This is a genomic window from Streptomyces sp. NPDC052225 (genome assembly GCF_040679615.1).
GTDB lineage: Bacteria > Actinomycetota > Actinomycetes > Streptomycetales > Streptomycetaceae > Streptomyces.
The window spans coordinates 36,507-56,991 of sequence record NZ_JBFAVD010000005.1 but is presented as its reverse complement, the minus strand read 5'-3'; the positions used below and the strand labels follow the sequence as shown (position 1 = coordinate 56,991).

15 protein-coding genes are annotated in these 20,485 nt (G+C 71.6%); 9 read left to right on the top strand and 6 right to left on the bottom strand.

Annotated elements, in window-relative coordinates:
* Positions 1 to 82: 82 nt before the first annotated feature.
* Together AB0L37_RS09695 and AB0L37_RS09690 are read left to right on the top strand one after the other, a co-directional pair.
* Positions 83 to 1,591, top strand: a complete 1,509-nt coding sequence (locus AB0L37_RS09695; RefSeq protein ID WP_365502211.1) for a glycosyl hydrolase family 28 protein — start codon at positions 83 to 85, stop codon at positions 1,589 to 1,591.
* Entirely contained in the window at positions 1,588 to 4,923 is a 3,336-nt protein-coding gene (locus tag AB0L37_RS09690) for an alginate lyase family protein (RefSeq protein ID WP_365502209.1), read from the top strand. Before AB0L37_RS09695 ends, AB0L37_RS09690 begins: the two co-directional genes overlap by 4 nt.
* A gap of 45 nt (positions 4,924 to 4,968) precedes the next feature.
* Here the strand turns inward: AB0L37_RS09690 and AB0L37_RS09685 are convergent, their stop codons facing one another.
* A complete protein-coding gene (locus tag AB0L37_RS09685; protein ID WP_365502207.1) occupies positions 4,969 to 5,676 on the bottom strand; it encodes a TetR/AcrR family transcriptional regulator in 708 nt (235 codons plus the stop codon).
* Between the two features lie 224 nt (positions 5,677 to 5,900).
* Here AB0L37_RS09685 and AB0L37_RS09680 point away from each other — a divergent pair, with 224 nt between their 5' ends.
* Positions 5,901 to 7,244 carry an MFS transporter gene (locus tag AB0L37_RS09680; protein WP_365502724.1) on the top strand — a complete coding sequence of 448 codons (1,344 nt, stop codon included), beginning with the start codon at positions 5,901 to 5,903 and terminating at the stop codon, positions 7,242 to 7,244.
* 164 nt (positions 7,245 to 7,408) lie between these two features.
* On the opposite strand, the gene AB0L37_RS09675 is transcribed toward AB0L37_RS09680, so the two are convergent.
* A complete protein-coding gene (locus AB0L37_RS09675) occupies positions 7,409 to 8,179 on the bottom strand; it encodes a maleylpyruvate isomerase family mycothiol-dependent enzyme (protein WP_365502205.1) in 771 nt (256 codons plus the stop codon).
* A gap of 56 nt (positions 8,180 to 8,235) precedes the next feature.
* The gene (locus AB0L37_RS09670) at positions 8,236 to 9,294 is read right to left on the bottom strand and encodes a LacI family DNA-binding transcriptional regulator (protein ID WP_365502203.1); all 1,059 of its coding nucleotides are present in this window, start codon (positions 9,292 to 9,294) and stop codon (positions 8,236 to 8,238) included.
* A 336-nt stretch (positions 9,295 to 9,630) separates the two neighbouring features.
* Here AB0L37_RS09670 and AB0L37_RS09665 point away from each other — a divergent pair, with 336 nt between their 5' ends.
* From AB0L37_RS09665 to AB0L37_RS09645, 5 genes are all read left to right on the top strand, one after another.
* Positions 9,631 to 10,977 (top strand): extracellular solute-binding protein, encoded by a 1,347-nt coding sequence (locus tag AB0L37_RS09665; RefSeq protein ID WP_365502201.1) that lies wholly within the window; start codon positions 9,631 to 9,633, stop codon positions 10,975 to 10,977.
* Between the two features lie 13 nt (positions 10,978 to 10,990).
* A complete protein-coding gene (locus AB0L37_RS09660) occupies positions 10,991 to 11,878 on the top strand; it encodes a sugar ABC transporter permease (protein ID WP_365502199.1) in 888 nt (295 codons plus the stop codon).
* Entirely contained in the window at positions 11,878 to 12,789 is a 912-nt protein-coding gene (locus AB0L37_RS09655; RefSeq protein WP_365502197.1) for a carbohydrate ABC transporter permease, read from the top strand. The genes AB0L37_RS09660 and AB0L37_RS09655 overlap by 1 nt, the downstream gene beginning before the upstream one ends.
* Positions 12,790 to 12,826: 37 nt before the next feature.
* On the top strand, positions 12,827 to 13,858 hold the full coding sequence (locus AB0L37_RS09650; protein WP_365502195.1) for a hydroxyacid dehydrogenase: 1,032 nt from the start codon (positions 12,827 to 12,829) through the stop codon (positions 13,856 to 13,858).
* Between the two features lie 242 nt (positions 13,859 to 14,100).
* On the top strand, positions 14,101 to 15,351 hold the full coding sequence (locus AB0L37_RS09645) for an alginate lyase family protein (protein ID WP_365502192.1): 1,251 nt from the start codon (positions 14,101 to 14,103) through the stop codon (positions 15,349 to 15,351).
* Positions 15,352 to 15,368: 17 nt separating this feature from the next.
* On the opposite strand, the gene AB0L37_RS09640 is transcribed toward AB0L37_RS09645, so the two are convergent.
* A complete protein-coding gene (locus tag AB0L37_RS09640) occupies positions 15,369 to 17,132 on the bottom strand; it encodes an ABC transporter ATP-binding protein (RefSeq protein WP_365502190.1) in 1,764 nt (587 codons plus the stop codon).
* A gap of 357 nt (positions 17,133 to 17,489) precedes the next feature.
* Between AB0L37_RS09640 and AB0L37_RS09635 the strand changes: the two genes are divergently transcribed.
* A complete protein-coding gene (locus tag AB0L37_RS09635; RefSeq protein ID WP_365502188.1) occupies positions 17,490 to 18,164 on the top strand; it encodes a GntR family transcriptional regulator in 675 nt (224 codons plus the stop codon).
* Here the strand turns inward: AB0L37_RS09635 and AB0L37_RS09630 are convergent.
* Both AB0L37_RS09630 and AB0L37_RS09625 read right to left on the bottom strand, forming a co-directional pair.
* Positions 18,146 to 19,417: an MFS transporter gene (locus AB0L37_RS09630; RefSeq protein ID WP_365502186.1), complete on the bottom strand. Its 1,272-nt coding sequence runs from the start codon at positions 19,415 to 19,417 to the stop codon at positions 18,146 to 18,148. The genes AB0L37_RS09635 and AB0L37_RS09630 overlap by 19 nt on opposite strands.
* 101 nt (positions 19,418 to 19,518) lie before the next feature.
* Entirely contained in the window at positions 19,519 to 20,454 is a 936-nt protein-coding gene (locus AB0L37_RS09625) for a carbamate kinase (protein ID WP_365502184.1), read from the bottom strand.
* Between the last annotated feature and the right edge of the window lie 31 nt (positions 20,455 to 20,485).

Below are 20,485 nucleotides of genomic sequence, written 5' to 3'. Positions count from 1 at the left end.
CGATCCCACGGGAGGTGGTGCGTTCCCGCACCCGCATGCTGGCGCCCCGTTCAGCTCGTTCCGTTCGTTCAAGGAGACCCGCATGTCCCCGAACAGTCCCAGCCGCCGTACGGTCCTCGCGGCGACCGGTGCCACCGTCCTCGCCGCAGGCCTGACGAACCTGACGGCGGGCGCGGCCCGCGCCGACGCCGCGCCGAAGCTGGTCACCTACCCGCGGCCCGCCGAGATGCCCACCAACCCGAACTACAAGGTGCGTGTACGGTCCCTGCCGGACGGGCCGTGGGAGACGCTGGACGTCTACCGGCCGCAGCTGGAGGAGATCAACCCGGCAACCGGTTCCGGGAAGGTCTACAACACGTCGATGGTGTACTTCGACTTCCAGGGCTCCGCCGAGCTGGAGGTCACCTACGTGCCCGGCGGCACCACGAAGGCCCGGGTGAGACCGGACGCGCTCACCATCGAGCCCGAACTCGTCGCGGACACCCTGCGGTTCACGCTCGACGCGCCGCGCGACCTCGTCGTCCAGGTCAACGACCAGACCTTCGACGCGCTGCACGTCCTCACCAACCACATCGACCCGAACCCGCCCGCCGCCGACGACCCCGACGTCCTCTACTTCGGACCCGGCGTGCACACCGTCACGAACAACGTCCTGACCGTGCCCAGCGGCAAGACCGTCTACCTGGCGGGCGGCGCCGTCCTGAAAGCGCAGGTCTTCTTCAAGGACGTCGAGAAGGCGGCCCTGCGCGGGCACGGGATGCTGCACGCGGGACCCGGCGGCATCCTGTGCGAGGGCAGCCGCAACATCCGGGTCGAGGACGTCATCATCATGAACCCGAACGGCTACGCCGGCACGTTCGGCGAGAGCCACAACGTCCATGTGAGCAAGGCGCGTTCGTTCAGTTCCAAGGGCAACGGCGACGGCTTCGACGTGTTCTCCTCGACCGGCATCACCTTCGACGGCTGCTTCATGCGCAACTCCGACGACTGCTTCGCCATCTACTGCCACCGCTGGGAGTACTACGGCGACACCCGCGACATCACCATCAAGAACTGCACCCTGTGGGCCGATGTCGCCCACCCGGTGAACGTCGGCACGCACGGCAACTCGGACAGCCCCGAGGTGATCGAGAACCTCGTCATCCAGAACTGCGACATCCTCGACCACCGCGAACCGCAGATGAACTACCAGGGCTGCATCGCCCTCAACGTCGGCGACTCGAACCTCCTCAGGAACGTGACGATCGAGGACGTGCGCATCGAGGACTTCCGCTGGGGCCAGGTCATCTACATGAAGGTGATGTACAACCCGAAGTACAACACCTCGGTCGGCCGCGGCATCGAGGACGTGTACGTGAAGAACCTCAGCTACACGGGCACCCGCGCGAATCCGTCGCTCTTCCTCGGCCACGACGCCGAACACGCCATCAAGAACGTGACGTTCGAGAATCTCGTCCTCAACGGGCAGGTCATCGCCGACTCGATGAAGAAGCCGGGCTGGTACTACACGACCGACGCGATGCAGTGGTACTACAACGAGCACGTCACCGGCCTGAAGTTCCTCACGACGGCGGAGGCGGCCGCCCTGTGAGCCCGATCAGCCGCCGCGGCCTCCTCCAGTCGTCCACGGCGCTGCTGCTCGCCGCGGGCGCGGCGTCCTCCCTCACCGTGCCCGCGGCGTCGGCCCAAGCGGCCGCCGGGGACGACGAGTTCGCCCTCCGCCACCCCGGGCTGCTGCACTCCGCCGCCGACCTCGCCCGTATGAAGGCCGCCGTCGCCGCCCGGCACTCACCCATCTATGACGGCTACCTGGCGTTCTCCGCGCGCGCCCGCTCGTCGTCCTCGTACGCGATCCAGAACACCGGCCAGATCACCTCCTGGGGCCGCGGACCCACCAACTACGCGAACCAGGCCGTCGCCGATTCGGCCGCCGCCTACCAGAACGCCCTCATGTGGTGCGTCACGGGGGAACGCGCCCACGCGGACAAGGCACGGGACATCCTCGACGCCTGGTCGGCGTCCCTGACCGCGGTCACCGGCGCCGACGGCCCGCTCGGCGCGGGTCTCCAGGCCTTCAAGTTCGCCAACGCCGCCGAACTCCTGCGGCACAGTGGCTACGACGGCTGGAGCGGTACCGCCGTCGCGCGCTGCGAGCGCTCCTTCCTGGACGTCTGGTATCCGGCGGTCTCCGGCTACATGCTCTACGCCAACGGCAACTGGGACCTGACGGCCATTCAGACCATCGCGGCCATCGGGGTGTTCTGCGACGAGCGGACCCTCTTCGAGGACGCCCTGCGGTTCGCGGCGGCGGGCACCGGCAACGGAAGCGTCGGCCATCGCGTCGTCACCGCGGCGGGCCAGGGGCAGGAGGCCGGCCGCGACCAGGGGCACGAGCAACTCGCCGTCGGACTCATGGGCGACGTCGCCCAGCTCGCCTGGAACCAGGGCGTCGACCTGTGGGGCTTCGACGACCGCCGCCTCCTCGCCAACGCCGCGTACACCGCCCGCTACAACCTCGGCGGCGACGTCCCCTTCACCCCCGACCTCGACCGCACCGGCAAGTACATCAAGACGGCCGTCTCCGACAAGGGCCGCGGCTCCCTGCCGCCGATCTACGAGATGTACCACGCCCATTACGCGGGCGTGCGCGGACTCGACGTGCCCGACCTGAGGGCCGCCGTGTTCCGTGGTACCGGAGGCGTCCGCGTCGTCGAGGGCAGCAACGACGACCTGCCGTCGTTCGGGACGTTCGCGTACGCCGGTGCCGAACCGGCCGCGTTCGGGGTGCCCACCGCTCCGGCGGGGGTCACGGCCGTGGGCGAGGCCGGATCCGTCACGGTGAGCTGGCTGCCGTCCGCCGGGGCGAACACGTACACCGTGCGCCGCGCCGACAACCCGGAAGGCCCGTACGAACGGCTCGCCGCCGGCCTGGGCACACCGACCCACCGCGACGGCACGGCCGAGCGCGGACGGCTCTACTCCTACCGGGTCACCGCCTCCAACGCGCGGGGCGAGAGCGGCAGTTCGTGCACGGTGACGGCGAGTGCCGGGCTTCCCGGGCCCTGGGAGTCCCGTGACGTCGGCGGCGCCGTCCGCACCCCGGGCGCGGCCGCCTTCGACGGGGAGCGGTTCGTCCTCGAGGCGTCCGGGACCGCCGACACCTACCGGTTCGCCCACGTACCGCTGCGCGGCGACGGCAGCGTGACCGCGCGGGTCGTGTGGCCGGTCAGCTCGCAGTACTCCAAGCTCGGGGTGAGCGTGCGGGCCGGCCTGGGCGCGGGGGCGGCGCACGGCTCGATGCTGATCCAGGGGCTGCCGCTGCACACATGGAGCGGCGTGTGGAGCGCGCGGGCCGCCGACGGGGGAGAGATCCGCGAGACGGGCAGTACACCCGTGCCCCCGTCGCAGCGGACCGCCATCACCACCGGCGCGTCGTTCCCGATCTCCGACCTCGGCCGGCTCCCCGACTCGGCGACCCCGCTGGCGGCGCCCTACGTCGAGGGCGCGGGCGACGGCTACCGGCTGCGCGCCCCGTACTGGGTGCGCGTCGTCCGCAAGGGGCGCACGCTGACCGGAGCCATCTCGCCGGACGGCGTCCACTGGACCCAAGTGGGCTCGACGGAAGCTGAGTTGGGGCGCACCGTGTACGCGGGGCTCGCCCTCACCTCCTGCCTCGGCGTCGACGAGGAGTACGCCGGGACCGGCACCGCCGCCTTCGACCACGTCACCGTCACCGACGCCACCGGTGAGGTGTGGTCGGCGCCGCGCCCCGCCCGCACGGTCACCGGTGTCACCGCCCGCACCGGTGCCGACGCCGTCGAGCTTGCCTGGACCGACCCGGACCCGGCGGCCCGCTGCACCGTCCTGCGCGCCCCCCGCGCCGAAGGCCCTTACGAGCCCCTCGCCACCGGCGTCGGCCCGGTCGGCTTCGGCGTACGCGTCCGGTACACGGACGCCACGGGGACGCCCGGTACGACGTACCACTACGTGATCGTGAAGACCGAGGCCGGCGGGCGCGGCCCGCGCTCGGAGCCGGTGAGCGCGCGTATGCCCTCCCCGCAGCGACCCCAACTCGACGCCGCAGGGCCGCTGTTCGCGGGGAAGGGGGTGGCGTTCCGGCATGTGCTGCGCGCCGCGCACGCTCCGGTGCGCTTCACGGCCGAAGGGCTTCCGGCCGGGCTGCGCCTCGATCCGCGTACCGGAGAGATCGGCGGAACTCCGTCCGTGACCGGGGAGTTCACCGTCACCACGACGGCCGCGAACGCCTCCGGCACGGACACCGCCGACCTGGCCCTGACCGTCGCCACGCCGCCGCCCGCTCCGTGGACCTACGGCGATCTCGGGGACGTCGTGCACGACGAGCGCGCGTTCGGCACTCTCGGCGTCGTCGCGATCCGCACGCCGGGCAGCACGTCATGGCAGCGCGGCGGCACCTTCACCGTGCGCGGCGCGGGCGTCGACCTGAACGTCAACGGCCAGGGCATGACCGGGCAGTTCGTGCGCACCCCCGTCTCCGGCGACGGGGAGATCGTGGCCCGGCTCGCCGAGCGCGGCGGGGCGGCCGGCGATCAGGTGGGGCTGCTCATCGCCAAGTCCCTGTCCCCGTTCGACCAGGCGGCCGGAGTGATCGTCACCGGCGGCAAGGATGTCCGGCTGATGCTGCGCACCACGGTGGCGGGCGCCTCGCGGTACACGGGTACGGCGACGACGGGCGCCCCGGCGCTGCTGCGGCTGCGGCGCACCGGCACGGTGTTCGCGGCGGCCGTCTCCGGCGACGAGGGCGCGACCTGGACCACGGTCGCCGAGGGCGAGGTGGCGGGCTTCGGTGACGCGGCCTGCCATGCGGGCCTCGTCGTGTGCTCACGCACGCCGGGGGCGCTCGCCACGGCCGTCTTCGACCGGGTCACGGTGTCGTTCGAGTGAGCCGCGGGTCGAGGGGGCATTCAGCAAATCTTATGCCCCTCAACTTCAGTCTTCCGCGGGCGAGTCGACCTCCGCCAGCATCCCGTCGACCAGAGCCCGCAGACCTGTCGGGTAGGTGTCCCGCGCGGCCAGCGCCGGCCAGTCGTCCTTGACCTCCGCCAGCCGCGGCATCGAGGACGGTTCGAGACCGGCGACGTGGAACGGCTCGCCGGGTGCCGGGCGAGGGGTGCCCGCCGAGTGGGCGCGGACGAGGATCTCGCCGACCGTGAAGTACCAGATGGTGCGGAACACGTCCACGGACTGCGCGGGGGTGCAGCCGCACGCGACGGCCCCGTCCAGGATCGTCTCCACATGCCGCAGCGCCGGTGCACCGAGGCGGGCGAGAAAGCCGTCGGTGGCGAGGACGTCGGCGGCCCACGGCCACATCGCGAGCGAGTCGCGGACCGCGACGCCCACCGCGACGATCCGCTCCCGCGGGTCGTCCGGAAGATCCGGGTCGACGGTCTGCTCGATGTGCTCGTTCAGGAGCTGGACCAGCAGATCCTCCCGGTCCCGTACGTGGTGGTACAGGGTCGTCGCCCCGATGCCGAGCTCGGCGGCGAGCCGGCGCACGGTCAGTTTCTCCCAGCCGTCGCGATCGATGATCAGCCGGGCGGCCGTGAGGATCTGCGCGCGGGAGGTCGCCGGGGGGCGGCCGGTGCGGCCGCCCGATGCGGCGGGCCGGGCTGCGGAGCGGGTGTCGGAGCGGGTCACCGTCCCATCATGCCGCCCCGCTCGACATGCGGGGGCTTCGGGGCGTACTTTCGGAACGTGTTCCGAAAGTCGGTGCGGCCGGCCTGTCGGTTACCCCGGCATGCCCGAGGCCGCCGTTCTGAGGGGGAGTTGACGTGACCAGTACCCATCCGGTTCCGGCAGTACGGACAGAGGGTGAGGCGGTAGGCGCCCGGCCCGGAGCCGTCCTCGCGGCCGTCGCCGTCGTGCAGTTCATGGTGTCGCTCGACCTGTCCGTCGTGAACGTGGGCCTGCCGCGGATCGCCGCCGGCCTCGGCTTCGGCGCGGCCGGTCTGACCTGGGTGATCCACGCCTACGCGCTCACCTTCGGCGGCCTGCTCCTGCTGGGCGGCAAGGCGGCCGACCGGTTCGGGCGCGCCCGGGTGCTGCTCCTCGGGCTCGGGCTCTTCGGCCTCGCCTCGCTGCTCGGCGGCTTCGCGCAGAGCCCCGGCCAGCTGGTCGCCGCCCGCGCCGCGCAGGGCGTCGGGGCCGCGGCCCTGGCCCCCGCCGCGCTGGCCCTGCTCACCTCGACGTTCCCAAAGGGCCGGGCGAGGGTGAAGGCGTTCGGGGTGTGGAGCGCGATGAACGCGGCGGGCGGCGCCCTCGGCGTCCTGCTCGGCGGTGTCCTCACCGAGTACGCGAGCTGGCGCTGGGTGATGTTCGTGAGCGTGCCGATGGTCGCCGTCGCCCTGGTCATGGCCCGGCGCGGCGTCACCGCGGACCCGCCGGCCGGGCCCGCCGGCCGTCCGGACGTCCTCGGCGCGGTCCTGGCCACCGCCGGCATGACCCTGCTGGTCTTCGGCGTCGTACGCACCGACGCCCACGGGTGGGGATCGCCGGTCACCCTCACGACGCTGGCCGCCGCGCTCGCGCTGCTCGCCGCGTTCCTGCACGTGGAGCGCACCACCACGCGGGAACCGCTGGTACGGCTCGGTCTGTTCGGCAACCGCTGGGTCGCCGGCGCGAACGCCTTCAACCTCCTGGTCGGCGCCGCGATGACCTCGTCCTTGTACTTCATGTCGCTCTATCTGCAACGCGTGCTCGGCGACGGACCGGCCCTGACGGGCGTCGAGTTCCTGCCGTTCGCCCTCGGCGTGGTCGTCGGTTCCGTGCTCGCCGTCAAGCTCGGCCACCGGTTCGCGCCGCGCACGCTCCTGGTGACCGGCGCGCTGCTGACCGCCGCGGGGTTCGCGTGGTTCGGACTGATCAGCCCCGACGGCAGTTACGTCGTCGACGTCCTCGGCCCGTCGATCGTCGCCGCCGTCGGCTTCGGCCTGTGCCTCGGGCCGGTCGTCGCCACGGCCACGACCGGCGTCGCGCCCGGCGAGGCCGGCACCGCGTCGGGCCTGCTCAACAGCTCCCGCCAGCTCGGCGCCACGCTCGGTCTCGCCGTCCTCGGCACCGCGGCCGCCCGCCGCACCGGCACGGCGACCACGGCCGAGGCCCTCAACGACGGCTACGCCCTGGGCCTGACGCTCGGCGCCGCACTCCTGGCGTCCGCGGCCGTCGTCGCCCTCACGGCGCTGCCCCGCAGGGCGCCGCGCCGCTGAGCGGCGCTGCCGGTGAACGCCCCGCCATTGCCGTCGGTGACCCTCAAACTGTCCAGGGTCTCCTGGCGCCCCTCCTGTGCCGGCATGCGGGGGAGCACAGGCCGGTTACGACTACCGGACCTGCGGCTGGGCCGTGTCCGGGGTTCCACGGCGGGCTCCGAGCCCTACTCGTTCGGGTCCCACTCCCACACCAGGTCGATCAGATCACGGTCGCCCTCCAGGTGTACGGAGTCCAGCGGGCGGCGGCCGTAGAGGACGAGGGCCAGGTCGGCGGCCGGTGCCTGGACACCGGCGTCGGCCGGCTCCGCGCCGGACGCGGGCAGGCGGGTGACCGAGACGCCGTCCGCGTCGAGCCGCTGGCGCCAGGACGGGCCCTCGGCGGTGCGGGAGTCGAGGGTGGCGGGCTTGTGCGGCCACGCCGTCGTCGTCGTGCAGCAGGTGTTCAGGAACTCCTCGATCGCGTCGAACGCCACCTCGTCCGGCAGCGGCAGCGGCGCCCCGACGGCGCTCTGCGCGTCGTACGTGTGGATCGCGACCTCGTGGAGCTGGTGCCGGGCGACGGCGCCCACGGTCCGCGGCGTCTGCGACGTCCCCCACCACGTCCAGCACCCGCGCTCGGGGCCGGCCGCCCGCAGCTCGTCAAGCAGCTCCTGCGTCGACGCGGCCAGCCAGGCCAACAGGGCGTCGGTTTCGCGCGGTGCCCGCGACGCGTCGCGGGGTGCGGACTTGGCCGTGGCGTCGGGGCCCGCGGCGACGGTCGCGGCCCAGGCGCGGCGCCCCTCGCCCAGGTGCGCCGCCAGCTCGCGCAGCGTCCAGTCGGGGCAGGTCGGCACCTGTACGTCGAGGTCGGGGGCGGCGGCGACCGCGGCGCGGAAGACGGCCGACCGGTCGTCTATCAGCCGCAGCAGATCGGAGAAGTCGAGAGTCTGTGTCACCGGGGCTGTCTACCAGCCCGACCCGGCGGACGGACAGCCATTATCGGGGGCCCGGTTCAGCCGCGGGCGCCCACCGAGTCCCGCACCACCACATGCGTGCCGAGCAGCAGATGTTCGTCCGGCGCGTCGGGGGAGCGGGTGATCGCCGTGTGCACCGCGAGGCGCCCCAACTCCTCGTACGGGACATGGACCGTGGTCAGCGCCGGGTGCAGGTCGCGGGCGAGCGGGATGTCGTCGTAGCCGACCAGGGAGATGTCGCCGGGTACCGACGTGCCGGCCTCGTGCAGCGCGGTCAGCGCACCCGACGCGACCATGTCCGTCGCCGCGAACACCGCCGTGAAGTCGAGCCCTTCGGCGAGCGCCCGGCGCATCAGGCCGTGCCCCGAGTCGCGGGTGAAGTCGCCGGCCAGACGCAACGCCGGATCGGGCTCCACGCCGAACGCCCGGTGCGCCGCCTCGTAGCCGCGCTCACGGCCGCGCAGCGTCGCGTTGTCCGCCGCGCCGCCGAGCAGCAGGATCCGGCGGTGTCCCTTGGCGAGCAGATGAGTGGTCAGGGCGTGCGCGCCGCCTTCGTTGTCGTACTCGATGACGGTGACCGGTGCCGACGTGTCGTCCAGCGGTGGCCGTCCGCAGAGCACCAGACGTGAGCCGGCCGCCTTCAGCGCGTGGGCCATCTTCGCGGTGCGCCGGTGGTGCTCGGGGGTGTCGCCCGCGCCGCCCACCAGGATCACGGCTGCCGCGCGCTGCGCCCGCATCATGTCGACGAACGCCATCTGCTGGTCGGCGTCACCGTCCGTGCTGCACACCAGGCACAGGTGCCCGAGCCGCTTCGCCTCGCGCTCCACACCCTGCGCCATCTGCGCGAACGACGGGCCCGTGATGTCGTCGAGCACGAACGCGAGGGTGGGCGTGCCCGCACCCGCCACCGCCTTGGCGCGCGCGTCGGCCACATAGTCGAGGGCGGCCACCGCGCGCATCACGCGGTTACGGGTGTCGGCGCTCACCGGGTACTGGCCGCCCAGGACGCGGGAGACCGTCGACGGTGAGACCCCCGCCCGGGCGGCCACGTCGCGAATGGTGTGCCGGCCCTCGGTCTCGGCGCTCTTCCTGGTCATGGGGGACAACTCCCTGTGGTTCTGGTGGGAACACGGAGGGGAACCGGTTCCCCGAGCCGGAGGCTAGCAGTGCGGGGCCCGCTGGGGGAGGGGTGGGCGCCGGGAACTGGTTGCCGAGCCCGCAGCTGTCGTCTCCCGTAAGAAAGTTGCGGGTAAACGCACAGGTCGTGCGGGGATAAGCGAGCGGTCGGCGCAACAAGTTCGTTCCCGAGTCTTGCCCTGGCGACACCAGCGACTTACGTTGCTCGGCAACCGGTTTCTATGACGTGCCGCGCACCCCTCAGCATCTCGGCACCCCCAGCCTCCCGTCAGCCCGTCAGAAGGACGACGACCATCATGAGTTCGCACCGTTCACGCACCCGTATCCTGCGCGGCGCCGCAGCGACCTTTGCCCTGACCGGACTGCTCACCGCGTGCGGCTCCGGCGGCGACACCGATTCCGGCAGCGGGGGCGGCGCGGCCGACGGCCCCGTCACCCTCACCTACTGGGGCTGGGCCAACGGCCAGGAGGCCGTGGTCAAGGAGTTCAACTCCACGCACAAGAACGTGCAGTTGAAGTACACGAAGGTCGCCGACCAGGCCGCCCTCCAGACACAGCTCGCCAACGCCGTCAAGGCGAAGAACGCCCCCTGCCTCGTGCAGCACACCGCCGAATACCTCACCTCGCTCGTCTCGCAGGGTGTCGTCGCCGACATCACCGGCCAAGTCGCCTCCAGCGAGGCCAAGTTCAACAAGGGCGCCTGGGCCGGCACCCTCGTCCAGGACAAGGTCTACGGCGTCCCCACCGGCTCCGCGCCGAACTTCACCGCGTACCGCGCCGACGTCTTCAAGAAGTACGCGCTGGACCCGCCGAAGACCTGGGACGACGTCATCAAGGCGGGCAAGGTCCTCAAGAAGCACGGCGTGCACATCACCAACTACGCCGGTGAGGACCCCAGCACGCTCGAAGTGATGGCGATGCAGGCGGGCGCCCACTGGTACGAGATCGACGGCAACGCCTGGAAGGTGGACTTCCAGGACGCGGGCACCCTGAAGGCCGCCAAGGTCATCCAGGAGATCATCGACAACGACCTCAACTCCAAGCTGTCGTTCGCCGACTACGCCGCCGTGCAGCGCAACTACGACAAGGGCGGCACCGTCACGCGCCAGATCTCCACCTGGCAGATGTCCGGCATGGTGCAGAACTTCACCAAGTCCAACGGCCGATGGGCGCTGTCCCCGTGGCCCGCCTTCACCGGCGAGGCCGCGAAGACCCCGGCCGGCACCAACCAGAGCGGCGGTCTGACCCTCGTCACGTCCGGCTGCGAGAACAAGGAGCAGGCCGCCGACGCCGCCCTGTGGATGTCCACCGCCGCGGCCCCGGTCAAGACGATGGCCAGCCCCGAGACCGGCAACGGCGTGATGCCCGCCCTCGCCGACAGCGACCAGTACCTCGACGCGACCGTCTCCGACAAGCTGCTCGGCGACCACTACGCCGCCGGCAAGAAGGTCGTCGCGGACAGCATGGACACCGTGACCACCGACTGGACGTTCGGCCCCAACTGGACGGCGATGTATACGGAGTTGGCGACCGGCTGGGCGAAGGTCATGAACAAGGAACAGAAGGTCACCGACCTCCTCGCCCATATGCAGGAGTGGACGGTCAAGGACCTGAAGTCCCGCGGCATCAACGTCAAGAGCTGAGGCGCTGACCCCGATGATGCGCACGCAGGCATGGAAGGGCGCCGCCTTCACGGTGCCCTTCCAGCTCGGCTTCCTCTTCCTCTACGTCGTCCCGATCGGGTACGCCGTCCACCAGAGCCTGTTCACCGAGCACCAGTCGGGACTCGGCCTCGGCGGCGACAGCACCACAGAGTTCAGCGGCCTCGACAACTACACCAAGGGGTTCGGGGACTCCGCGTTCACCGGATCCATCGGGCGGGTGTTCCTCTTCGCCTGCGTGCAGATCCCCGTGATGCTGGTCTGTGCGCTGGTCCTCGCGCTGCTGCTCGACGCGCTCACGGCACGGCTCGCCAACCGGTTCCGGATCGCGCTGCTCGTTCCGTACATGATCCCGGGCGTCGTGGCCGCGATCGTCTGGATCAATCTCTACAGCCCGGACGTCGGCCCGCTCACACCTTTCGGTCACCTCTTCGGCCTCACGTGGGACTTCTTCGCCCCCTCGATGGTGTGGCCGTCCATCGGCAACCTGCTGACCTGGCACGGCATCGGCTACAACATGGTGATCGTCTACGCGGCCCTCCAGGGCGTGGACCGGGCGCTCTTCGACGCCGCCCGCGTCGACGGCGCCTCCGAACTGCGGATCGCGCTCAGCATCAAGATCCCGCAGGTGCGCGGCGCGCTCGTGCTCACCGGCATGCTCTCGATCATCGGGATGCTGCAGATCTTCAACGAGCCGATGCTCTTCCGCCACGTCACCCCGCAGACCGTCAGTGACGGCTTCACCCCGATCATGATCATCTTCAATCAGGCGTTCAACGCGAACAACTACCACTACGCCGCCGCCCTCTCGGTCATCCTCGCGGCCGTCCTGGGCCTCGCGTCCTTCCTCTTCTACCGGCTCACCACGAGGGAGGCCGACTGATGCTGACCACCGAACAGCAGGCGAGGCCCGTCAAGGTGCCCGTCCGCCGCCGCACCACCCCCGACCCGGCCACCGGCACCCGCGGCGGCCGGCGCTTCGTCCTCATCGGCCTGGTCCTCGCCTCGCTCTACAGCGTCTTCCCGGTGTGGTGGCTGATCGTCGCCGCGACCAAGGACCGGGCCGGCCTCTACCAGTCCAACGGCATGTGGTTCTCCGGCATGCACCTGGGGGAGAACCTGAAGCAGGTCTTCACCTACCAGGACGGCATCTTCCTGCGCTGGATCGCGAACTCCTTCCTGTACGCGGGAGTCGGCTCGGTCGGCGGCACGCTGATCGCCCTCGCCACCGGCTACGGGCTCGCCCGCTTCGACTTCCCCGGGCGCAAGGCGGTCTTCGCGTGCGTCGTCGGCTCGTTCCTGCTGCCGGTCGCGCTGCTGACGCTCCCGCTCTACCTGCTGTTCTCGTCGCTCGGCCTCGTCGACACCGTCTGGTCGATGCTGATCCCGTGCCTCATCAACCCGTTCAGCGTCTACCTCGCGAAGGTCTACACCGAGTCCACCGTTCCGTACGAGCTTCTGGAGGCCGCCCGCCTCGACGGCGCCGGCGAACTGCGGATCTTCACCAGCATCGTGCTGCGCATGATGACGACCGGCGGCGCGACCATCTTCCTGCTCGCCTTCGTGAACACCTGGAACAGCTTCTACCTGCCGCTGACCATGCTGCGCGGCGAGAGCCACTGGACGCTCACGCTCGGCCTCTACAACTGGACGGGCCGCCGCCAGGAATCCGGCATCGACCTGACGAGCCTCGTCATCACCGGCTCGCTCCTGTCCATCGTCCCGCTCGCGGTGATGATGACGGCGATGCGCCGCTACTGGCGCTCGGGCGTCACCCTCGGCGCACTCAAGTAGAAGCCACCAACCCCCTTGTCAGAAAGGCCAGTTCACCTTGTCCCACGCCACGGCCGGTGCCGAGGTCCCCGGGCTGCTCGCCCTGGAGAAGCGCCACCTGCCCTACGTCTTCCCGCCCGCCGTGCTGGCCCGGCTGCGGCGCTCCGTACGCATCGACACCGACGTCAGCATCGAGGGGCCGGCCGGTCTCGCGGACCCGCGGGTGCGCGGGGCGCTCGCCCGGGCCGAGATCCTGATCACCGGCTGGGGCTGCCCGCCGCTCGACGAGACGGTGCTCGCCGCCGCGCCCCGCCTGCGGGCCGTCGTGCACACCGCGGGCACGGTCAAGGGCATGCTCGCCCCCGCCTTCTGGAAGCGCGGCATCCGCGTCACGTCGGCGGCCACCGCCAACGCGCTGCCCGTCGCCGAGTACACCCTCGCCATGGTGCTGCTCGCGGGCAAGGACCTCCTCGGCCAGGCCGCGACGTACCGCGCGGCGCGCACCTTCCCGCTCGCCGAGATCATCCCGGGCATCGGGAACTACCAGCGCCGGATCGCCGTCGTCGGCGCCTCCCGCATCGGCCGCCGCGTCATCGAGCTCCTGCGCCCCTTCGACCTGCACGTGACGCTCACCGACCCGTACGTCGACGAGGCCGGGGCGGCGGCGCTCGGCGTGCGCCTCGTCCCGCTCGACGAGGCGCTCGCGACCAGCGACATCGTCACGGTGCACGCGCCCGCGACCCCCGAGACCCACCACCTCGTCGGCCGCCGCGAACTCGCCCTCATGCCGGACGGCGCCGTCCTGATCAACACCGCCCGGGGCAGCCTCGTCGACCCCGATGCGCTCCTCGCGGAAGTGGTGCCGGGCCGCCTGAACGCCATCCTCGACGTGACCGAACCCGAGCCCCTGCCCGCCGACTCCCCGCTCTTCACCCTCCCCAACGTCCTGCTCACCCCGCACATCGCCGGCTCCCAGGGCGCCGAGGTCGCCCGCCTCGGCCTGAGCGCGGTCACGGAGATCGAACGCCTCGCGGCCGGGCTGCCGCCCCTGCACCCCGTGGAGTGGGAGGGCCTGGAGCGGGCGGCGTGAACCACGGGCCGTGAACAACCGGTTGCGCTCACAGGTTTCACCGAAGCGTGCGGGACTTCTTGACGGGGCTGTGACAAGGGGCCAAGCTCGGCTCACCGCCAACAACCGCTTGCCGAGCGGAAGGTGGACGCCCGGCACGCCGAACTACCGCCGGGATACCGAACGAGCCGGGCGCGGCACGCTCGACCGCCCCCGCCCGGCTCGGTCCCCGCGTACGGACCCCCACGGACGGGAGACCTCCGATGAGCCGCAGCACTTTCCCCCACGAGTCGGGACCCAGCAGGCGCCGCCTCCTCAAGACCGTCGGCGGCCTCGCCGCAGGTCTCGGCGCCGGCGGCCTCGGCGCGGCGCTGGCGACGCCCGGCACGGTGCAGGCCGCCCCCGCGGCCTTCACCCACCCCGGCATGCTGCACAACGCCGGGGACATCAACCGGGCCAAGGTGCGCGTCGCCGCCGGCGACGACCCCTGGCTGTCCGGCTGGAACAAGCTGATCGCCAACGGCCGCGCCCAGTCCACCTGGACTCCGCGCCCCCTCGCCACCGTCATCCGCGGCGGCACGGGCGAGAACTACGCGCAGCTCTACCCCGACATCGCCGCCGCCTACCAGAACGCCCTGCGCTGGCGGATCGCCGGCACCGAGGAGCACGCCGCGTGCGCCGCGAACATCCTCAACGCCTGGTCGTCGACGCTCACTTCGGTCACCGGGAACGCCGACCGGTTCCTCGCCGCGGGCATCTACGGCTGGCAGTTCGCCAACGCCGCCGAACTCATGCGGGACTACGCAGGCTTCGACCTCGCCGCGTTCCAGCAGATGATGGTGGACGTCTTCTACCCGCTCAACAACCAGTTCCTCACCGGCCACAACGACGCCTGCATCACCAACTACTGGGCCAACTGGGACCTCTGCACCATGGCGTCCGTCCTCGCCATCGGCATCCTCACCGACGACGCCGCCAAGTACGACCAGGCCGTCACCTACTTCAAGTCCGGCGCGGGCAACGGCTCGATCGCCCACGCCGTCCCGTTCCTCTACACGGACTCCGACGGCTACGCGCTCGGCCAGTGGCAGGAGTCGGGCCGCGACCAGGGCCACACCATGATGGGCATGGGCCAGATGGGTGCGATCTGCGAGATGGCCTGGAACCAGGGCGAGGACCTCTACTCGTACGACGGCAGACGCTTCATGAAGGCCGCCCAGTACGTCGCGAAGTACAACCTCGGCAACGACGTCCCGTACACCACCTACAGGTGGGGCACCGGACAGAGCTGCGCCCCCAGCGAGCAGACCGTCATCTCCGCCGCCTCGCGCGGCCAGGTCCGCCCGGTGTGGGCGCAGCTCCACTTCCACTACAACCGCCGCCTCTACCTCGACGACAAGTACATCTCCGCGATGTACCACTCGATCGCCCCGGAGGGCGGCGGCGGTGACTACGGGACCACCAGCGGGGGCTACGACCAGCTCGGCTTCGGCACGCTGATGTACGCCAAGTAGCCGGTCCCGTAAGGCTGTCAGCCGTTCACGGGCTGTAGCCCCGCGTACACCCCGCCCCGTTCGAGGAGTTCGCCGTGCGTACCGGTCTCCGCGATCCTGCCGCCCTCCATCACCACGATGCGGTCGGCACCGCGGATCGTGGAGAGCCGGTGCGCCACGACGAACACGGTGCGGCCGTGCACCAGGCGCGCCAGCGCCTCCTGGACGAGTGCCTCGGAGCGGTTGTCGAGCGCCGACGTCGCCTCGTCGAGGACGAGGACGCGCGGATCGCGGATCAGCGCACGGGCGATGGCGAGCCGCTGCTTCTGCCCGCCGGACAGGCGTGCGCCCCGCTCGCCGACCACCGTCTCCAGGCCGTCGGGCAGCCGCTCCACGAACTCCAGGGCGTTCGCGTCGCGCAGCGCGCCGAGCAGCGTCTCCTCGTCGGTGTCGCCGAGCCCGTACGTCACGTTGTCGCGGATGCTGCCCTCGAACAGGATCGACTCCTGCGGCACCACCGACAGGAAGCGCCGGTAGCTGCGCAGGTCGAGCGTGGCCATGTCGGTGCCGTCGAGGAGGATGCGGCCCGACGTCGGCCGGATGAAGCCGATGAGCAGGTTCAACACCGTCGACTTGCCCGCACCCGAGGCGCCGACCAGCGCGATCGTCTCGCCGGGGCGCGCGGAGAGCGTGAACCCGTCGACCGCCGGGCCCTCGTCCCCGTACGAGAATCCGACCCGCTCGAAGTCGATGCGGCCGGTGACCCGCTCGACGCGCGCCTTGCCCGCGTTGCTCTCCAGGTCGGGCGCCTGGAGCACCTCGCCCGCCGAGCGCACCGACTCGAGTCCTTTGCTGATGACGGGCGCGAGGCCGAGCAGGGTCGTCGTGGAGTTCGTCAGGACGGTGAAGAACGAGCTCAGCATCACGACGTCGCCCGGCGTCACCGGCAGCCAGCCGTGGTACGCGACCAGCGCGGACCCGGTCAGACAGCAGACGCCGAGGATGTTGAGCAGGACCCAGGCCGCCGAGTTGAAGCGGGCGTTCATCGTGTCCAGGCGCAGGCCCGCCGCGAAGACCTGGCGCAGCGAGCCGTCGACGCGGCCGAGCGCGGTGCGCTCCAGGCCGTGCGCGCGGGTGATGGGGATGAGCGTCGTCATCTCGCCGACGCGCGAGGACAGGTGCTCCACCTCGCGGCGGAACTCCTCGTTGTGCGTGCGCAGTTGACCGCGAAGGCGCATCACCAGATACCCGGCGGCGGGCACGACGACGAGGAAGACGGGCAGGAACTCGGGCGTGCGGAAGCCGATGACGACGAGCCCGCCGACGAGGGTGACGACGGCGCCGAGCCCCATGTCGGAGCTCTGCTGCACCATCTGCTCGACGGCCTCCACGTCCCGGACGACCTTCGCCTGGAGGACGCTGGAGCTGACGCGGGCGTGATACCCGATGGAGAGCTGCTGCATCCGGCGGCACAGGGCCGAGCGCAGGGTCGTGCCCATGCGGCGGATGCTGCCGCCGAGCAGACGGACGTACCACTGATGCAGCGGGTAGTTGATGACGAGGATGAACAGGAGGACGCCCGTCGCCTGCCACAGCTCGGCCTCGTCACCGTGCTGGACGACGACGTCGAGGACCGTGGCGGTGATCAGCGGCAGCAGCCAGATCGGGCTGTGCTTGACGATGAAGAGCGCGCAGGCGAGGGCGAGGCGCGCGCGGTCGGGGCGGAAGAGGTGGCCGAGGGTGCGGATCGGATGCTCACCGCGGTAGCGGTGGTCCAGATGGTCGGGAACCGGTTGGTGCATACCTCGATCTCATCGCATCCGGGGCCATGCGGGAAAGCGCTTTCTCGAACTCCCGGAGAAAACTTCGGGCGAGAACCCCGGCGACCGCGTCACGACGTCGAGTCGGGACGCGGTGAACGCCGGCATCGGTACGGGACGTGCGCCGGCCCCCCCGCCTGCCATGGCCTCGTCCATGACACCGGCGCGGACCGGGCCCCCGTCCCGCAGTACCCCACCCGCGCCGCCCCGGCCGACCCGGCGACGGTCCCCCGGGACTCACGGCCCGCGCCGCCCTGACGGCCGTACGGGCCGGACATTCGGTATACCGAAAGGCGGGCCGCGGTTCGCGGTCGCGGCCCGCGATGCGAAAATGACCGGATGACAGCCGCTGAGGAATTCATCCCCGAGTCGGAGCGGGTCACGCGCGCCCTGCGCGACCAGATCATCGACGGGACCCGGGGGCCGGGCAGCAAGCTGGTCGAGCGCGAGATCGCCGCCGAACTGGGCGTCAGCAGGCTGCCCGTGCGCGACGCCCTGCAACGCCTGGCCGGCGAGGGACTCGTCACACCGCGGCCGCGCACCTGGGCCGTCGTGCGGGAGTTCACGCCCTCCGACATCGCCGACCTCAGCGAGGTCAGGTCCGCCCTGGAGCTCCTCGGGTTCCGGCTCGCGGCGCAGCGGCGCACCCGCGCCGGGCTCGCCCGGCTGCGCGCCGACCTCGACGCCGAACTCGCCGCCGCGGCGGCCGGGGACGGACCGGCCGCCCGCCGGGCCGCGGCCAACTTCCACGAGACGGTCACCGACCTCGCCGACAACGAACTGCTCAGCGAACTCGACGCGACCCTGCGCAGCCGGATGCGCTGGCTGCTCGGCCAGCACGACGACTTCGACGCCGTCGCCGAGGAGCACGAGGAGCTGTACCGGGCCATCGAGGCACGCGACGTCGAAGGCGTGCAGGAGCTCGCCGTCGCCCACCTGGAGGCGAGCCGGGACAAGGTCGCGGCGCGCAAGCGCAGGCCGGCGGACCCGATCGGTCAGACCACGCCGTTGTAGCGGGGCAGATCGGGGACGCGCAGCGCCACGACCACCAGCACGGCGACGAGCAGCAGCGAGCTGAGAAACGTCGTCGTCGCCACCCCCGCGTACTCCGCCGCCGCGCCGAGGCCCAGCGCGGACAGCGGCATGACACCGATGGCGAGTTCCTGGACGCCGAGGGCGCGGCCCTGCACGGACGGGTCGGTCGTCATCAGGAGCAGCGTCGTCTGGAGCACGCCGAACGCCGCGCTGAGCACCCCGATCCCGGCCATCAGCGCGAACGACAGCGCCACCCCGCCGGACAGGGCGAACAGCGTCCACAGCGCCGCCCAGGCCATGGTGCCGTACACGAACAGGCCGCCCTTGAACCGGAAGTCGCCGAGCGCGGCGATGATCAGGGAGCCCACGAGGCCGCCGACGCCGCCGCAGGCGAGCAGCAGGCCGAGGCCGTCCGCGTCGAGGCCGAGCGACTCCTTGGCGAAGACGGGCATGAACGCCTGGTGGACCGGCCACAACAGGATGTTCGCCGCGAGGGTCACGCCGAGGACCGCGGCGGCGAGCCGGCCCCGCAGGATGGAGCGCAGCCCGTCGGCCAGCATGGTGCGCACCGGTTCGGCCGGGCCGGGCGCGGCGGCACCGATGCCGAGGCGGCGCAGCGGCCAGAGGGCCACCAGGGACGCCGCGTACCAGGCCGCGCAGATCCATAGTGCCGCCGGCGCCCCGAACACGCCGATCAGCGCGCCGCCCAGGGCGGGGCCGACGATCTGCGTCATGTTCATCGCCATCGCGTTGAGGGCGTTGGCGTTGCTCAGATTGCGGCGGCCGACCAGTTCGAGGACGAGGGCGGAGCGGGCGGGCTGCGAGGGCGACTGCGCGAGACCCGTCGCCAGGCCGGCCAGCACCAGGACCCAGTAGGGGATCCGCGACAGCGACTGGAGGGCCGCCACGACGACGCCCGCGCCGAGCGCCCACGCGCAGGCCGCCGTGAGCAGCCGCACGCGGTGGTGCCGGTCGGACAGGACACCGGCGAGCGGCCCGAGCAGCATCGGGGCGAGCCGGGCCGCGGTGAACACGGCGAGGAGCAGCTCGGAGCCGGTCGTCTCGAAGACGATCCAGCCGAGCACCATCGTCTGGATCCACGCGCCGCCGAAGAAGAAGACGTTGGAGAGCCACAGCGCACGGAAGCCGGGGCTGTCCCGCAGGGAGGCGAACGGGCCCGTCCGGCCGGCGGCGGGGGAGGGCGGCGCGTCCGTCGAGTGGTCCCGCGTCACGGCGGCGCTCCCATCGGGTCGGTGGTCCCGGCCGTGCGTACCTGGCGGCCTGCCGGGTGGCCGATGAATGGTATACCGAAAGAGGTGCGCAGGGTGAGCGATCAGTCGCCGACGTAGACGATGCCGCCCGGCACCTCGGCGCGGATCTCCGTGCCGACCCGGCGCTCCAGCAGATCGTCGAGCCGCTCCAGTGGGCCGATCAGGGTGCGACCGCCCGCCTGGGCGACCCGGATCGCCGCGTCGACCTTCGGCTTCATCGAGCCCTCGGCGAAGGCGAGTTCGGCCAGGCCCTCCGGCGACGCGGTGAGGATGTCGCGCTGCTCGGGGGTGCCCCAGTCCCGGCTCACGAAGTCGCCGTCGGTGAGCATGATCAGCATGTCCGCCCTGAGGTCGGCGGCGAGCGCGGCGCTGGCCGCGTCCTTGTCGACCACGGCCTGCATACCGGTCTGCCGGCCCTTGGAGTCGGTGCGCACCGGCACCCCGCCGCCGCCCACGCACACGACCAGCGTGCCGTGGTCGAGCAACGTGCTGACCAGCGGCGCCTGCATGATGCGCAGCGGCTCGGGGGAGGGCACGACCCGGCGGAACGCGCCGCCGTCCCTGGCTATCGTCCAGCGGTACTCGGCCGCGGCCTCGGCGGCGTCCTGCGCCGAGTACGTCGGGCCGATCAGCTTGGTCGGCCGTTCGAACGCCGGGTCGTTCTCGTCGACCTCGGTCGTCGTCACGACCGCCGCGACCTCGCGTTCGCCGACCAGTGCGTTGGACAGCTCCTGCTGGATGACGTAGCCGATCATGCCCTGCGTCTCGGCGCCGAGGATGTCCAGCGGGTAGGCGGCCACGTCCTGGTAGGCCAGGTTCTGGAGCGCGAGGAGGCCGACCTGCGGGCCGTTGCCGTGGGTGATGACGACCTCGTGCTCGCGGGCGAGACCCGCCAGGGACTGGCAGGCACCGCGCACGTTGGCCCGCAGCCGGTCGGCCGTCATCGGCTCCCCGCGCCTGGCCAGTGCGTTTCCTCCGAGGGCGACGACGATGCGCATGTGATGTCCCTTGCTTGTACGTGTGTTCGCT

Excerpts from the sequence above, each read along its gene's own strand:
- AB0L37_RS09635 (WP_365502188.1), top strand. The coding sequence starts at position 17,490 with ATGACAGCCGCTGAGGAATTCATCCCCGAGTCGGAGCGGGTCACGCGC.
- AB0L37_RS09645 (WP_365502192.1), top strand. The coding sequence starts at position 14,101 with ATGAGCCGCAGCACTTTCCCCCACGAGTCGGGACCCAGCAGGCGCCGC.
- AB0L37_RS09665 (WP_365502201.1), top strand. The coding sequence starts at position 9,631 with ATGAGTTCGCACCGTTCACGCACCCGTATCCTGCGCGGCGCCGCAGCG.
- AB0L37_RS09695 (WP_365502211.1), top strand. The coding sequence starts at position 83 with ATGTCCCCGAACAGTCCCAGCCGCCGTACGGTCCTCGCGGCGACCGGT.
- AB0L37_RS09655 (WP_365502197.1), top strand. The coding sequence starts at position 11,878 with ATGCTGACCACCGAACAGCAGGCGAGGCCCGTCAAGGTGCCCGTCCGC.
- AB0L37_RS09625 (WP_365502184.1), bottom strand. The coding sequence starts at position 20,454 with ATGCGCATCGTCGTCGCCCTCGGAGGAAACGCACTGGCCAGGCGCGGG.
- AB0L37_RS09660 (WP_365502199.1), top strand. The coding sequence starts at position 10,991 with ATGATGCGCACGCAGGCATGGAAGGGCGCCGCCTTCACGGTGCCCTTC.
- AB0L37_RS09670 (WP_365502203.1), bottom strand. The coding sequence starts at position 9,294 with ATGACCAGGAAGAGCGCCGAGACCGAGGGCCGGCACACCATTCGCGAC.
- AB0L37_RS09640 (WP_365502190.1), bottom strand. The coding sequence starts at position 17,132 with ATGCACCAACCGGTTCCCGACCATCTGGACCACCGCTACCGCGGTGAG.